We start from the raw sequence: 15631 nt of genomic DNA, 5'->3' as shown, positions 1-15631 counted from the left end.
GTGTAGCGCCAAGAAAGGTAGAATCTCGCACACTACATGGGGCTGCGGCCGATTCGTCGCGTGACGAAAGACAATATGAGCACCCACAAGAAACTGCCCGCCACTAAAACCGCACTGAACAGCATGGCAAGATGCGTGGTCCACACGACCGAACCTGGCAGAAGCATTGCCTCTGGAAATAGCAACAACAGGAGGGGCAAGGTGGTCAGACTTTGCTGGTTCGTCCATACATGGTAGACAAGAAACCATAGCACACCAACGCGAACCATCGCGACGCCAGTCCCCCAGCACCAAACCCTATTCGTCATGGCTATCCAAGTGCTTCGGGCCCGGTACGAGGAAGCCGTCCGCTCAACCGTCGACTCCGCCGTCACCCACTCACGCGCACTAGCAGTTTACCGAAGTTGCGACCCTGCAGAAGCCCGATGAACGCCTCCGGGGCACGCTCCAGCCCGTCGACCACGTCCTCCCGATACTTCATCGAGCCGTCCCGGACCCACGCCGACACGTCACGATAGAACGCGTCCCAGCGGTCGCTGTGGTCGGACACGATGAACCCGCGCACAGTGAGCCGCTTGGTGAGCACGGACGAGAGGTTCGGCCCGAGCCGAGGCTCCGCATCGTTGTACTGCGCGATCAGCCCGCACACCGGCACGCGAGCGAAATCGTTGAGCAGCGGCCAGACGGCGTCTTGAACGGCACCGCCCACGTTCTCGAAGTAGACATCGACGCCGTTCGGACACGCCCGGGTGAGCGCCCCGCTGAGGCCGGGCGCACGGTGATCCACACACGCGTCAAACCCCAACTCCTCGATCACGTACCGGCACTTCGCGGCCCCGCCCGCCACGCCGACAACTCGGCAGCCCTTGATCCGGGCGATTTGCCCGACTACCGAGCCCACCGCGCCCGATGCCGCCGACACGACGACGGTCTCGCCCTCGCGTGGCCGCCCGATGTCGAGGAGACCTACGTAAGCGGTCATCCCCGGCATCCCCAACACCCCGAGCGCCGTCGACACCGGGGCCGCCGCCGGGTCGAGTTTCCGGAGGCTGGCCGCCGGGAGCGCCGCGTAGTCCTGCCAGCCGCCCGGCCCGAGCACGATGTCGCCGGGACTGAAGCCGGGGTCGCGGGACTCGGCGACCCGGGACACGGTACGGGCCACCATCACGCCCCCGAGGGGTACGGAGGGCGCGTACGACTTCCGGTCGCTCATCCGCCCCCGCATGTACGGGTCCAGCGACAGCCACAACGCGCGCGTCAACACCTCGCCGGCGCCCGGCTTGGGGACCGGGCTCTCGACCATCGCGAAGTCGTCGCCGGCAGGGATCCCGACGGGCCGACGCTGCAGCACGATCTGCCGGTTCGTCACGCCGATCGGCATCATAGGGTCTCCCTTCCCCGCGCACCCGTAGGGTCAACGACCCCAACGGAGTCGCCTCACCGGTCGCGCTCGAACTCCCCCTCCCGGTTCGCGTCCCCCGTGGGAGACGCCTCGCAGGGGCCGCCACCAGTCTCTCGGTGGTCGATCGCCTCCGGCGGCCGCCGCGACCTGCGAGCACGATCCCCCCGACGCCCCAGTCGTCGAGCGCGCCTTACCCGACTCCGGTCGGCCTGCCTCGGCATCCCGGTTATCAGGAACGCACCTAGCCCCTCGCGCAGCGCCTGCTCGGTCACGTCCACGACCCGGCCCGTCCGGATGATCTCGTCCATCCAGGCGTTCCACGCCGCCAATCTGCTACCGCGCTCGTCGCGTCCGTCATCCTGCATACCCGCCTCGCTCTCGGAGCCATCAACAAGCAGGCGGAAACGCAAAACCCCTCCGCGCAGGAAGGGGGCGCGCGACCCTTGGGTTCCCTCGCGGGCCTATCGCCTCAGGATCGAGGCCGGGCACCTTGGCGTCGCCACCAGGTTGCCGGGCGCGTTGCCTACCGCGCCGCTCGTGATAGTCTCTCTTATGCGATTATGAACCGAGCATACCACAACGCGTATCGTGCACCGCAGCGATTTTCCCAACTTCCGCCCTGTGCGTCGAACCGCTCGACACAGCCCCGGCTCAACCAACGTCGCGGCCGCTTGGGCGCGTGCGGATGTCAGCGGGCGCGCGGCGGTTCTCGCGGGCGGTTCGAACAAAGTCGTCGTTCGTGAGGAGGACTACGATCCGCCGCACCTACGCGTCCGACGCAAGGTTCGTCGCATCAGAGGCGGGTGGGTGTTCGACGACTATCTCAAGACGCGGGCCGGTGAACGTACAATCACGATCCCGCCGTTCGCCCAGGTGACGCTGGGCGAGGTGATGACGGGCAAGGGCGGGCTACTGTTCCGGTCGCCGACAGGGGAGCCGCTTCACGCGCAGGTCATCCAGGAGGAACTCGACCGAGTCGCCAAGGCGGCGGGCATTCCCCGTATTCCGTTCCACGGGCTGCGGCACACGGTGGCCACCGTACTCGCCAACGCCAGCGTAGCGCCCCAAATTATCCAGCGCCGCCTGGGACACGCCCGCATCGGCATCACGATGGACCTCTACGCGCACAAGGCGCCCGGCCAAGACGCCCCCGCAGCCGAGGTTCTAGAAGAGTTCTTCGGCGACGATCAGCAGCGGAAAGGTGATCGTTGAATGCCGGTAGCAGCCGGTAGCAGAATCGCCCTCTTGGTCTTCGGCAGGTCTCATAAAATCGCCGCGTGCGTCTCCGGGTTGAAGAGATGCATCTTGTTCATGTTGAACACGACCTCGGTCGCCTGCCCCATCTTCGCCTGGGTGTGCGCGTCGACGCGGGCGACGAGGCTGTGCTGCCCGGCGCTCAGGTAGAGGATCACGTCCGAGCCGAGCGGCTCGTGCACGTCCACTTGCGCGCGCAGCACCGCGCCGTTGCCCTCGGCGTGCGCGCGGTCCGAGACATCCTCGGGACGGATGCCGAAGATGACCGGTTTACCGGCCCAGTCGCCGACCGACGGCGCCAGACCGGCCGGCACCTCGGCCTTGAACACGCCGCCGTCGACCAGCAGCTTGCCGTCCTGCCGCGCCAGCCGCGTCTCGAGGAAGTTCATCGCGGGCGAGCCGATGAAGCCCGCGACGAACAGGTTGGCCGGCTTCTCGTAGAGGTTCATCGGCGAGTCGACCTGCTGGACGACCCCGTCCTTCATCACGACGATCCGGTCGCCCATGGTCATCGCCTCGACCTGGTCGTGCGTCACATAGACGGTCGTCGTCTGCAGCCGGGCGTGGAGCTTCTTGATCTCGGCGCGGGTCTGCACGCGCAGCTTCGCGTCGAGGTTGCTGAGCGGCTCGTCCATGAGGAAGACCTGCGGCTCGCGCACGATCGCGCGGCCGAGGGCGACGCGCTGCCGCTGGCCGCCGGACAGCTGCTTCGGCTTGCGGTCGAGCAGCGTCTGAATGCCGAGCATCTCCGCGGCCTCTTTCACCCTCCGGTCGATCTCCGGCCGCGGATACTTGCGCAGGCGCAGCCCGAACGCCATGTTGTCGTAGACCGTCATGTGCGGATAGAGCGCGTAGTTCTGGAAGACCATCGCGATGTCGCGGTCCTTCGGCGCCACGTCGTTGACGACGCGCTCACCGATGTAGATGTTGCCGGACGTCGCCTCTTCGAGGCCTGCGATCAGCCGGAGGCACGTCGTCTTGCCGCAGCCGGACGGGCCGACGAGGACGGTGAATTGCCGGTCGGGGATATCGAGGGTGACGTCGTTGACCGCGGTGACCTGGCCGAACTGCTTGACGATGTGCTCGAGCAGGACTTTCGCCATGACGGGCCTCCCGGCGGAAGACCAGTCTCCGCGCGGCGCCCGCGGGCGCCGCGCCTGGGAGTTTCTTCCGCGCGCTCCGTCTCTACGACGCGGATGATGACCTGCCCTGCTATCCGCGCATCCGCTGCTTGAGCGCCGTGATCGCGTCGATCGGCGTGGGATCCACCCCGCGGAGGTAGGCCAGGTAAACGCTGGTGAGATCCCCGATCAGCACCAGCGAGAAGAGCCGGGCGAGCCGGCTTTCGCCGCAGCCGGCGACCTCGTGGACGCCCGCGATACCGCCCGGCATCGCCTCGGCTGCCGCCTCGACGAGCCGCCGCGTCCGTGCGTCCTCGGTGCCGGCGAAGAGCACGACCATCTCGAGGAGGCCCGCGATCTCCGCCGCGGCGCCCCACCCCACCACCTCGTTGTGGGCCAGTTCGGGAAAGGTGTTCCATGCGGCAACCGTCTTGCTGTTCTCGTTGAACTGTGACTTCCAGCGGCGCGCCGCGGGCTCGACGCCGGGGCTCGCCGCGTAGACGACCGGAAGCCGCCCGTGAAACCGGCCGGCGAGGCGCTTGGCGGCGTTGCGCTCCTCGGGCACGGCCGGGGTCAGGTTGCGGCCGAGCTCTTCGAGCACGCCCGCGGTCTCGTCGACGTCGCCCGCGCACGGCGGGCACACGTCCCACCGTTCGAGCGCCGCGAGCACCGGCCCGACGAGGTAGCCGAGCGCAGCGCGCGGCGGCAATCCGCCCGGCACGCGGACGACCGTTTGCCCGCGCGACTCCACGAGCGCGGCGAGCCGGCCGCCCGAGGTCACCGCGAGAAGCGACGCCCCGGCGTCGAGGGCGGACCCGGCGGCTTCGACGGTTTCGTCCGTCTCCCCCGAGTAGCTCGAGGCGACCACGAGGGACTGAGGCCCTATATATGAAGGAAGACGCGCATCGCGGACGACCACGGCCGGGAACGGCAGCCCCGGCGCGAGCGCCGAGGCCAGCAGGTCCCCGCCGATCGCCGAGCCGCCGAGCCCCGCGAAAACAACGTGGGAAGGCCGCCTGCCGAGCGATGCGGGTGCCGCGGCGCGGCCGAGCCGCCACCCCTCGCGGAGTTGCTGGGGAAGCGAGAGCACGTGGTGGAGCATGCGGGACGGATCGGCGGTCCCGTCGGCCGCCCGCTCGTCGAGGTGTCGCATCGCCGGTTTACTTCCGGAGACGGCGGTGCGCGCCCTCCCGTTCGCGCCGGCGCGCGGCGTGATGCACGCCACGCCGGCCGCGCCCGCAGGGGGGGCCCGCGGTGAACCCGAACGATTGCCGACAATGCCACTTCGAAGCCCGCACGCGGCGATCGCCCTCGTGCACTTCACGGGCCCTCCCATCATCGGCGGCGTGGAGTCGGTGCTCGGGCGGCACGCCCGCCTCCTGGCCGAGCGCGGGCACGACGTCCGCGTGATCGTCGGCCGCGGCGGGCCGCTCGGGGCCCGGGTCCGCGTGCGGCGCGTTCCCCTCCTCGACTCCCGGCACCCGCGCGTCCTCGCGGTCACCCAACAGCTGGCCGAGGGCCGCGTGACGCCCACGTTCGCCGCGCTGTCCGCGCAGGTCCAGGACGGCCTCGAGCGCGCGCTGGCCGGCACCACGGTCTGCGTCGTCCACAACGCGCTCACGCTCCACAAGAACCTCGCGCTGACGTCGGCGATCCACCGGATCGCCGCGCGGCGGCCGCCGATCCGGTTTGTCGGGTGGTGTCACGACCTCGCTTGGACCAACCCGCAGTACCGCGAGGAGTTGCATCAAGGGCAGCCGTGGCGGCTGCTCACGACGCCGCTGCCCGGCGCCGCCTACGTCACCGTCTCGCGCGACCGGCAGCGGGCGCTCAGCGCGGCGCTGCGGCTCAGCGCGTCGCAGATCGACGTGATCCCAAACGGCGTCGACCCGGCGGCGTTTCTACGCCTATCCCCAGGCGGCCGGTGGCTCGCGGACACGTTGCGGCTCTGGGACAAGCAGATCGTCCTGCTGCTGCCCGTGCGCGTCACGCGGCGCAAGCAGATCGAATACGCCCTCCGCGTCGCCGAGGAGCTCGTGCGGCGCGAGCTGTCGGTGCGGCTCTTGATCACCGGACCGCTCGGCGCCCACAACCCGCGCAACCGCGGGTATCTCGACGAACTGCACGCGCTGCGCTCCGCGCTCGGCCTGGAGGAACAGGTCGTCTTCTGCGGGGAGGTACCCGGCCCGGGCGGCGGACCGATGGCGCTGACCGACCGCGTGGTCGCGGACCTCTACGCCGTGGCCGACGCTCTGCTGCTGCCGAGCCGCGAGGAGGGATTCGGGCTGCCGCTGCTCGAGGCCGGCCTTACCCGCGTGCCGGCGTTCGTGAGCGACATTCCGCCGTTCCGCGAGATCGGCGGCGACGCGGTGCAGATCTTCGGCCTCGACGAGTCGCCCGCGGCGTGTGCGCAGCGTATCATCCACGGCCTGATGGACGACCGCAGCTACCGGCTCCGGCGGCGCATCCTCGGCGCCTACACGTGGGACGTCATCATGCGGGACCGGATCGTGCCGCTGCTCACGCAGCTGACCGCCGCGGCGAAGCGGACGTGACGGCCGCCGGCCTGCCCCCGGCGGCGTGCCCGTGGCGGTCCGCCGTCGATGCGTGGTTCGCGCGGAATACGTTCCAGGCGCGGAGGTTCGGCGACGTCCGGGCCCTGGCGGCGCTGAAGCGCCGCCAGGGCCTGACGATCAGCCTCGGACTCCCCGCGCTCAACGAAGAGCTCACGATCGGGGACGAGATCGCCGTGCTCCGCCGCGCGCTGATGGACGAGGTCCCGCTGCTCGACGAAGTCGCGGTGATCGACAGCGGCTCCTCCGACCACACGGCCGCGGTGGCACGCGGGCTCGGCGTGCCGGTCCACCAGCACGCGGAGATCCTGCCGGAGACGGGCGCCTTCGATGGCAAAGGCGAGGCGCTGTGGAAAAGCCTGCACGTGCTGCGGGGCGACCTGATCGTCTGGCTCGACACCGACATCCGCAACATCCACCCGCAGTTCGTCTACGGCCTCGTGGGGCCGCTGCTGCACGACCCGCGGATCGCCTACGTCAAGGGCTACTACCGGCGGCCGCTCGGCGAGGGGCCGTCGCACGCAGCCGACGGCGGCGGGCGCGTCACGGAGCTGACCGCGCGGCCGCTCCTCAACCTGTTCTTTCCGGAGCTGTCGGGCCTGATCCAACCGCTCGCCGGCGAGTACGCCGGGCGCCGCGAACTGCTCGAGCGCCTGCCGTTCTTCACCGGCTACGGCGTCGAGATCGGGCACCTCATCGACATCCTGGAGCGATTCGGGCTCGACCGGATCGGACAGGTCGACCTCGAGACCCGCGCCCACCGCAACCGTGGGCTCGACTCACTGTCGTTGATGGCGTTCGCGATCATCCAGGTCGTGATGGCGCGCGTCGGCGATCGCGCCGGCTACGCGCTGCGCGAGCAGATGAACACCGCGATGAAACTCATCCGCTCCTCGCCGTCGCCCGCGCTCGACGTGCGGGAAGTCCGCGAGCACGAGCGGCCGCCGATTGCGACCGTCCCCGCGTATCTCGCGCGGCGCGCGGCCGCGGTCTCCGCGCGGCAGGAACCCGCCGGCCACCCGGCGGCCGGCTAGCGCGATGTCGGGCGGCGACGTCCTGCAACAGATCGCGCGCGACGTGGGCGACCCCCGCGCCTGGGCCGCCGTGGTGGAGCACACCGTCGCCATTCTGATCATCGCGGTCGCCGCCTGGAGCGCCATCGCCGCGGTGAGTCCCGCGATCCGCCGCGCGGGACGGCGTCCCGGCCGGCCGGTCACGTTCGCGCCCCTCGCGGAGAGCGCCGTCCGCTACACGATCGGCTTCGCCGCGCTCATCCTCATGCTGCAGGTCGTCAACGTCAACCTCACGGCGATCCTCGCCAGCGCGGGGGTGGTCAGCCTCGCCCTCGGGTTCGGCGCGCAGTACGTGATCCGGGACGTGCTGGCCGGCCTGTTCCTGATCTCGGAGGGCGTCGTGCAAATCGGCGACGTGGTGCGTCTCGACGCCGACACGGGCACGGTCGAACGCATCACGCTGCGGATGATCCAAATCCGCAAGTTCAACGGCGAGCTCCTCACCGTGCCGAACGGCGCCGTAACCCGCATCGGCAACCTGAGCCGCGGCCTCGGGCGGGCGATCGTCACGGTCACCCTGCCCTATCGCGCCGACGTCGGCCGCGCGCTCGAGATCCTCGCCGCCGCGGGCCGCGAGTGGGCCGCGGCGCATCCCGACGATGCGCGCGGCGCGCCGTCCGTGGACGGCGCCGTCGAGTTCAAGGACGCCGGCGTCGCCGTGCAGCTGTCCATCCTGGTGCCGGCGGGCCGGCAGTGGGGCGCGGAGTCCGCGATGCGGCGGCGGGTCCTCGAGCTGCTCGCCGAGCAGGGAATCAAGATCGACACGCGGGTTTCTGTTACAATATAAAAGCCGATAATAATACCAGGTGCGGACGTTCGCGGCGGGACGGCGGGGAAACCGGCTCATCCTCTGGACCGGTAGGGGCCCCCCCGATGCGGAAGGTTGCGGCGCATCCCCGTGAGGTACATGGCGAAATCCGACGCGTTCCTGGTCTTCACGCTTCACACACACCTGCCGTTCGTTCTCAACCACGGCCGTTGGCCGCACGGCAGCGATTGGCTGTGCGAGGTCGCGGTGGAGTGCTACCTTCCGCTGCTCGCCGCGCTCCGGCGGCTCGCCGCCGAGGACGTGCACGCCGGCGTCACCATCAACTTCTCGCCGATCCTGAGCGAGCAGCTCGCGAGCGACGCGTTCCGCGAAGAGGTCGACGCGTTCCTCACGCACCGCCTCGAAGCGTGTGACAGCACGCGCCGCTACTTCATGGACCAGCACGAGGAGCATCTCGCGGCCCTGTGCGACTACTGGGCGGCGCAATACAACCAGGCGCGGGCGGACCTCGACGCACTGCACGGCGACATCCTCGGCGCCTACCGGCGCCTCGCCGAGCGCGGCAGCGTCGAACTCATCACGACCGGCGCGACCCACGGCTACATGCCGCTCTTGAGCCGGGACGAGAGCATCGATCTGCAGTTCCGGGTCGCGGCCGCGACCCACACCCGGCACTTCGGCGCGGCGCCGAAGGGAGCGTGGCTGCCGGAGTGCGCGTACCGCCCGCGGTACGAGTGGACGCCCCCGGCCGGGCCGAACAACGGCAGGGTGCGCTACCGCCGGCGCGGCGTCGAGGAGTTGTTGGCAGCCCACAACCTCGCCTACTTCTTCACGGACATCCACCTGATCCGGGGCGGCCGGGCGCTCTCGGCCTACGGCGACTACTTCCCGCGGCTCAAGGCGGTACAGGGGCCGGAGCCGCAGCAGACGCGCCGCGGCGGCCACTCGCCCTACGTCCCGCGCCACGTCGCTTCGCGCGGCGGCACGGGCGACGCGGTGGCGTTCGTGCGCGACCCCGAAACAACGCAGCAGGTCTGGAGCCGCGACTCCGGATACCCCGGCGACGGGGAGTACCTCGAGTTCCACAAGCGCCACTTCCCGGGCGGCCTGCGGCTGTGGCGGGTGACCGACCCGAAGGCGGACCTCGGGGCGAAGCAGCCGTACCACCCGGAGCGCGCCCTGGCGCGCGCGCGGGCGCACGCCGAGCACTTCGTGCGGCTGGCGAGCGACGTGCTCGATCGCTACGCCCGCCGGTCCGGTCCCCCGGCCGTCCTCTGCACGCCGTTCGATACGGAACTGTTCGGGCACTGGTGGGGTGAAGGACCGTCCTGGCTCGAGCACGTGCTGCGTCTCGCCGCCGACGCCGCGTTCACCCCGTCGACCGCCTCGGCCTGCCTCGACCAGTTCCCGGTGCAGCCGGCGATCACGCTGCTCGAGGGATCGTGGGGCGAAGGCGGCGACCACCGCGTGTGGCTGAACAAAGACACCGAGTGGACCTGGGAGATGATCTATCAGGCCGAGGACGACTTCTGGGCGCTCGCGCAGACGCCCGGGTGGCGGCGCAACCGGACGCTCGAGCGGCTCGTGGCCCAGCTCGGCCGCGAGCTGCTGCTCCTGCAGGCGTCCGACTGGCAGTTCCTGATCACGACCTGGGCGGCGCGCAACTACGCCGAGACGCGGTTCGCCGAGCACGCCGCGGACTTCCGGCGCCTCCACGAGATGGCGAAGCGCGTGCGCGAGGGCGGCTCGCTCACGTGGGACGAAGAGCAGTTCCTCACCACCAAGGAAGGACAGGACTTCTGCTTCCCAGACGTCGCGGAGCACATCGAGGCCGCCGCGGCGCTGGCGAAGGCTTAGCGTGGCGTCCCGGCCCCGGATCCTGGGGCTGGTTCTCGCCGGCGGCCGGGGCGAGCGCCTGCACCCGCTGACCAAGGACCGCAGCAAGCCGGCGGTGCCGTTCGGCAGCAAGTACCGGCTGATCGACTTCGTGCTCAGCAACTTCGTGAACTCGCAGATCTACTCGGTCTACATTCTGGTGCAGTACAAGTCCCAGTCGCTGATCGACCACATCCGGCGCGGCTGGCGGTTCGGGGGGCTCTTGCCCGAGCAGTTCATCATCGCCGTCCCGCCGCAGATGCGCTGGGGCGACATGTGGTACCGGGGGACCGCCGACGCGGTGTTTCAGAACCTCAACCTCGTGCGCGACGTGGACCCGGATCTCGTCGCGATCTTCGGCGCGGACCACATCTACCGGATGGACCTGCAGCAGATGGTCGACGCGCACCTCGCCCGCCGCGCCGACGTCACCGTCGCCACGCTCCCCGTGCCGGTCGAGCAGGCGTCGGGCTTCGGCATCGTGGAAACGGACGACGAAGGCCGGGTGATCGGCTGGGAGGAAAAACCGGCCTCGCCGCGGCCGATGGCCGCCGATCCGACGAAGGCGCTCTCCTCGATGGGCAACTACATCTTCAACACGGACCTGCTGGAAGACGTGCTGGTGGAGGACGCCCGCCGCAGCACCGACCACGACTTCGGCCGCACGATCGTCCCGGAGCTGTACCCGTACGCGCGGGTCTTCGCCTACAACTTCCTCGCCAACGAGATTCCGGGGCTGCGCCCGACCGAGGAGCGCGGGTACTGGCGTGACGTGGGGACGATCGAGGCGTTCTGGCAGGCGAACATGGACCTCCTCGGCGCGACCCCCGCGCTCGACCTCGACAACCCGCGGTGGCCGATTCTCTCCGCGCCCTTCGAGGGGCCGTCGGCGCGGATGATCGCGGGCGAGGTGCAGGACGCGATCCTGGGCGAAGGCTCGGTGATCGCGGGGGGCACCGTGCGCCGCTCGATCCTCGGGCAGGGCGTCGTCGTTGAGCGCGGCGCCGTCGTCGAGGACAGCGTGATCATGGACAACACCGTCGTCGGCAGTGCCGCGCGCGTGCGGCGCGCGATCGTGGACCGCTTCAACATGATCGAGTCGGAGCGGACGATCGGGTGGGACCGCGCCCGCGACCTCGAGGCGGGACTGCTCGACGTGCCGTCCGGGATCGCGGTGGTGCCCAGGGGCACGACGCGCGTACGGGGAGCCGTGCCGGTCACGCGCTGAAGCGCGGGATCCCGGAGCATGGCCGACCGTTCGCCTGCCGGCGCCGCCGGCGGCCCGCCCGCCCGCCGCATCTGCGTCCACGGGCACTTCTACCAACCGCCGCGCGAGAACCCGTGGCTCGAGGCCGTGGAGGTCGAGGACTCCGCGCGGCCCTATCACGACTGGAACGCCCGGGTCACCGCGGAGTGCTACGCGCCGAACGGCGCCTCGCGGGTGCTGGACGCCGAGCGCCGCATCCTCCGGATCCGCAACAACTACCGGCATCTGAGCTTCAACGTCGGCCCGACGCTCGCCACGTGGCTGGAGCGCGGGGCGCCGGAACCCTACGGGCGGATCCTGGAGGCCGACCGCGTGAGCGCGTCGGAGCGCGGCGGGCACGGCAACGCCATCGCGCAGGTCTACAATCACATGATCCTGCCGCTCGCCAACCGGCGGGACAAGGAGACACAGGTCCGCTGGGGCATCGCAGATTTCCGGCACCGCTTCGGCCGCCCGCCCGACGGCATGTGGCTGCCCGAGACCGCGGTCGACACCGAGACGCTCGAGGTGCTCGCGCAGCACGGCATCGCGTTTACGATTCTCGCGCCGCATCAGGCGGTCCGGATCAAACCGCCCGACGGGGACTGGATCGACGTAAGCGGCGGCCGGATCGACCCCCGCCGCCCCTACCGCTGCGCGCTGCCGAGCGGGGCGGCGATCACGCTGTTTTTCTACGACGGCCCGGCGTCCCACGACATCGCCTTCGGCGGCCTCCTCGACAACGGCGAGGCGTTCGCGAACCGCCTCCTCGGCGCGTTCGCGGGGGACGACCCGCGGCCGCAGCTGGTGCACGTCGCGACGGACGGCGAGTCCTACGGCCACCACCACCCGTTCGGGGAGATGGCGCTGACCTACGCGTTCGAGGTGATCGAGTCGCGGGGCGATGCGCAGCTCGTGAACTACGCGCAGGTGCTGGCCGACCATCCGCCCGACCACGAGGCGCAGATCGCCGAGCCGACGTCGTGGTCGTGCGGGCACGGCGTCGAGCGGTGGCGCGCGAACTGCGGCTGCCGCGCCGGCCACCCGGAGTGGTCGCAGGAGTGGCGGCGGCCGCTGCGCGAGACGCTCGACTGGCTGCGCGACGGGCTCGCCGCGGTGTTCGAGGAACACGGCCCCAAGTATCTCCGGGATCCGTGGGGCGCGCGCGACGCGTACGTCGAGGTGGTCCTGGACCGGTCGCCCTATTCCGTCGACGCGTTCCTCGCGGAGCACGGCCGGCCGGACGCCGGGGACGGCGGGCGCGTCCCCGCCCTGCGCCTCTTGGAGATGCAGCGGCACGCGATGCTGATGTACACGTCGTGCGGCTGGTTCTTCGACGACATCTCCGGGATCGAAACGGTCCAGGTGATCAAGTACGCGGCACGCGCGCTGCAGCTGGCGGAGGAGTTCGGCGCCAAATTCGAGGACGAGTTCGTGAAGCGGCTCGGCGCGGCCAAGAGCAACCTCCGCCAATGGCGCGACGGGGCGACGGTCTACCGGCGCGCGGTGCGCCCGTCCTTCGTGACGCTGCCGAGGGTGGTCGCGCACTACGCGATGAGTTCGCTCTTCGAAGCAGAGTACGCGGACATCGAAGAGGTATTCTGCTTCACGGTGCGCCGGCGCGACGCGCGGCGGGAGAACGGCGGCGGCCACGTGCTGACGACCGGACTCGTTACCGTCACGTCGCAGATCACCGACGAGTCGACGACGGCCGGCTACGCGGTGCTGCACCTCGGCGGCCACGACCTGCAGTGCGGCGTGCGGGCGGGCGTGACGCCGGAGTGGTACGAGGCAATGAAGAGCGGGCTGGCGGGCGCGCTCGTCGAGCACGGGGCGAGCGCCGCGGTGCGCATGCTGGACGCTCAGTTCGGGGGTCCGCTCTTCGGCCTGCGCGACCTGTTCACGGAGGAACGCCGCAAGATCCTCGGCCTGCTCGTCGAGGAACGCCTCAGCCGCTTCGAGGGCGTGTACGACTCGCTCTATGAGCAGTCGCGCCCGCTGATCGCGCTGATGCGCGACTCCGACGTGCCGCTGCCGGCCGCCTTCCGCATGGCCGCCGAGGAAGTGCTGATCCGCCGCATGGCCGACGAACTCCGCGCCGTGGCGGCGGCGCCGCTGTCGGACCGCGCCTTCGAGATCGCCCAGGAGATGGTCGCCTTCGACCTCGTCGGGGAGTGGCCCGAGGCCGAGGTGCTCCTCCGCCGCGCGATCGAAACTCGCGCCGAACGGCTTCCCCGCCAGCCCCTCGGCGACGACCTCGACCAGATCCACCGCCTGCTCGACCTGGCGGAAGCGCTCGGCGTCACGCCCAATCTCTGGCAGACGCAGAACGTTTACCACGCCGCCGCGCTCGCGCACATGAACGCGCTGCGCGATACCGACGACGCGTCCGATCGCGTCGCGCTGTTCTGGAAGCTCGGCGAGCGCCTCCACTTCAACCTCGACGCGCTGCGGGCCTCCAGCTAGCAGCCATCCGCTCCGCCCGGGGGCGCAGTCTCATGTTCGGTATTGACATATTCCTATATGGGAATGTAATATCATGCCATGGCACGGGCGGCGACGACGACGGATGCGTTCAACGCGATCGCGGAGCCGCGGCGCCGCGCGATCATCGGCGCGCTCCGCGACGGACGTCACCACACGGTCCGAGACGTGATGGGCCGGCTCCGGATGGCGCAGCCGACCGCGTCCAAGCACCTCGGCGTGCTCCGGAGGGTGGGAATCGTCTCCGTACACCGGCAGGGCCGGTTCCGCCTGTACCGGCTGAACGCGGAGGCGCTCAAGCCGGTGCACGATTGGGCGCAAGAGTTCGAGCGTTACTGGACGCACCAGGTCGACCGGATCAAGGCCCGGGCCGAACGTGAAGCCCTGGAGCAGGCACTCAAGCGGCGCGCGGGCGCCGACGACAAGGAGGCGGAGTGAATGGCGACGACCACGCAAGAGTCCGCGGTACAGACCGTCGAGATCACGAAAACGGAAGAGATCGCAGCGCCCATCGCGACCGTGTGGGAGGCGCTGCTCGAACAGCTGGGCCCCGGCAGCGAGCTGGGCCCCGGACAGTCGATGCCGATGGTCCTCGAGGCCTGGCCCGGCGGGCGGTGGTACCGCGACCTCGGCAGGCAGAGCGGCCACTTCTGGGGACACGTTCAGGTGATCAAGCCGCCGGCGCTGCTGGAGATTACGGGACCGCTCTTCATGTCGTATCCCGCGGTGTCCCACGTACAGTACCGGCTCGCGGAGGAAGGCGGCCGCACGCGGCTAACGCTCCTCCACCGGGCGATCGGGCGGATCAGCGCGGATCACCAGGATGGCATGAACAAGGGCTGGGCGTTTATCGCCGGGCGGATTCGCGAGCGCGCCGAGCGGCGGTGAGCCCGGCCCGCGGCTCCGCGGAACGAATCGGGGCGCACCGGACTCGAAGGGTGCGCCCCACCTCGCCCCGCGTCTGGACCTAGAGGGCGCTCGCCGGGGAGCCTACCCGACGCACCAAGGGGGTCGACCATGCCGGACCACCATAAAGTCGTATCGCACGAGAAATGGCTGGAGGCGCGGCGGAAGTTCCTGGCCAAGGAGAAAGCGTTCACCCGCGTGCGCGACCGGCTGAGCCGCGACCGCCGCAACCTGCCCTGGGAACGCGTGGACAAGCCGTACGTCTTCGAAGGGCGGGACGGCAGCGAGACGCTGCCGCAGCTCTTTGCCGGGCGGCGCCAGCTCGTCGTCTACCACTTCATGTTCCTGCCGGAGTGGGACGCGGGATGCCCCAACTGCTCGTTCTGGGCCGACAACTTCGACGACCAGGTGATTCATCTGGCGCACCGGGACGTGACGCTGGTCGCGATCTCGCGCGCGCCCTACCCCAAGCTCGCGAACTACGAAAAGCGGATGGGCTGGTCCTTCAAGTGGCTGTCGTCGGCCGGGACGGACTTCAACTACGACTTCGGGGTCTCGTTCCACCCCGAGGAACTGGCCCGCAAGCGCGCCCTGTACAACTACACGATGCAGAACCCGGGAATCTCCGACCGCGAGGGCGTCAGCGTCTTCTACAAGGAGGGCAAGACACTCTATCATACCTACTCCGCGTACGCCCGTGGGATCGACATCCTGAACACCGCGTACAATTACCTCGACCTGGTGCCGAAAGGCCGCGACGAGCAGGGACACGCCTTCGCCCAGTTCTGGGTGCGCCGGCGCGACGAGTACCGCTAACGCGGCGCGCGCGAACGCGGCGGTGGCCGGACCGGGGCTCGTCACCGTCGCCGCGGCCGCGTGGATCTCCCTCGCGCGCCACGGCGGCGGGCGTCCCGTCCGCGCGCCGCAC

13 protein-coding genes and 1 riboswitch are annotated in these 15631 nt (G+C 70.1%); of the genes, 10 read left to right on the top strand and 3 right to left on the bottom strand.

Annotated features, from left to right (window positions below; genetic code table 11):
* Positions 1-370: 370 nt before the first annotated feature.
* Positions 371-1381: an NADP-dependent oxidoreductase gene (locus VFL28_15730; protein ID HET7266113.1), complete on the bottom strand. Its 1011-nt coding sequence runs from the start codon at positions 1379-1381 to the stop codon at positions 371-373.
* A gap of 455 nt (positions 1382-1836) precedes the next feature.
* Positions 1837-1951, bottom strand: a riboswitch (SAM-I-IV-variant riboswitch).
* 258 nt (positions 1952-2209) lie between these two features.
* Between VFL28_15730 and VFL28_15725 the strand changes: the two genes are divergently transcribed.
* A complete protein-coding gene (locus VFL28_15725; protein HET7266112.1) occupies positions 2210-2614 on the top strand; it encodes a tyrosine-type recombinase/integrase in 405 nt (134 codons plus the stop codon).
* Positions 2615-2664: 50 nt separating this feature from the next.
* Here VFL28_15725 and ugpC read toward each other — a convergent pair whose 3' ends face one another.
* Positions 2665-3759 (bottom strand): sn-glycerol-3-phosphate ABC transporter ATP-binding protein UgpC, encoded by a 1095-nt coding sequence (ugpC, locus tag VFL28_15720; GenBank protein ID HET7266111.1) that lies wholly within the window; start codon positions 3757-3759, stop codon positions 2665-2667.
* Between the two features lie 109 nt (positions 3760-3868).
* Positions 3869-4930 (bottom strand): bifunctional phosphoglucose/phosphomannose isomerase, encoded by a 1062-nt coding sequence (locus VFL28_15715; protein HET7266110.1) that lies wholly within the window; start codon positions 4928-4930, stop codon positions 3869-3871.
* 124 nt (positions 4931-5054) lie between these two features.
* On the opposite strand from VFL28_15715, the gene VFL28_15710 reads away from it, so the two are divergent.
* The 9 genes from VFL28_15710 to VFL28_15670 all read left to right on the top strand — a co-directional run bounded on the left by VFL28_15710 (position 5055) and on the right by VFL28_15670 (position 15519).
* Complete coding sequence (locus tag VFL28_15710) at positions 5055-6332, top strand: glycosyltransferase family 4 protein (protein ID HET7266109.1); 1278 nt, start codon at positions 5055-5057, stop codon at positions 6330-6332.
* Positions 6329-7384, top strand: coding sequence for a glucosyl-3-phosphoglycerate synthase (locus VFL28_15705; protein ID HET7266108.1), 1056 nt, complete (start codon positions 6329-6331; stop codon positions 7382-7384). Before VFL28_15710 ends, VFL28_15705 begins: the two co-directional genes overlap by 4 nt.
* Positions 7385-7388: 4 nt before the next feature.
* On the top strand, positions 7389-8210 hold the full coding sequence (locus VFL28_15700) for a mechanosensitive ion channel domain-containing protein (GenBank protein ID HET7266107.1): 822 nt from the start codon (positions 7389-7391) through the stop codon (positions 8208-8210).
* A gap of 120 nt (positions 8211-8330) precedes the next feature.
* Positions 8331-10049: a 1,4-alpha-glucan branching protein domain-containing protein gene (locus tag VFL28_15695; protein HET7266106.1), complete on the top strand. Its 1719-nt coding sequence runs from the start codon at positions 8331-8333 to the stop codon at positions 10047-10049.
* 1 nt (position 10050) lies between these two features.
* A complete protein-coding gene (gene glgC, locus VFL28_15690) occupies positions 10051-11295 on the top strand; it encodes a glucose-1-phosphate adenylyltransferase (GenBank protein HET7266105.1) in 1245 nt (414 codons plus the stop codon).
* An 18-nt stretch (positions 11296-11313) separates the two neighbouring features.
* Positions 11314-13779 carry a DUF3536 domain-containing protein gene (locus VFL28_15685; protein ID HET7266104.1) on the top strand — a complete coding sequence of 822 codons (2466 nt, stop codon included), beginning with the start codon at positions 11314-11316 and terminating at the stop codon, positions 13777-13779.
* A 78-nt stretch (positions 13780-13857) separates the two neighbouring features.
* Positions 13858-14235 (top strand): metalloregulator ArsR/SmtB family transcription factor, encoded by a 378-nt coding sequence (locus tag VFL28_15680; GenBank protein ID HET7266103.1) that lies wholly within the window; start codon positions 13858-13860, stop codon positions 14233-14235.
* Positions 14236-14685, top strand: coding sequence for an SRPBCC domain-containing protein (locus VFL28_15675; GenBank protein HET7266102.1), 450 nt, complete (start codon positions 14236-14238; stop codon positions 14683-14685).
* 129 nt (positions 14686-14814) lie between these two features.
* Positions 14815-15519, top strand: coding sequence for a DUF899 domain-containing protein (locus tag VFL28_15670; protein HET7266101.1), 705 nt, complete (start codon positions 14815-14817; stop codon positions 15517-15519).
* Positions 15520-15631: the final 112 nt, after the last annotated feature.

This window comes from bacterium (assembly GCA_035691305.1).
GTDB lineage: Bacteria > Sysuimicrobiota > Sysuimicrobiia > Sysuimicrobiales > Segetimicrobiaceae > DASSJF01.
The sequence above is the reverse complement of the archived record's forward strand: the minus strand, read 5'-3'. Positions and strand labels throughout refer to the sequence as shown.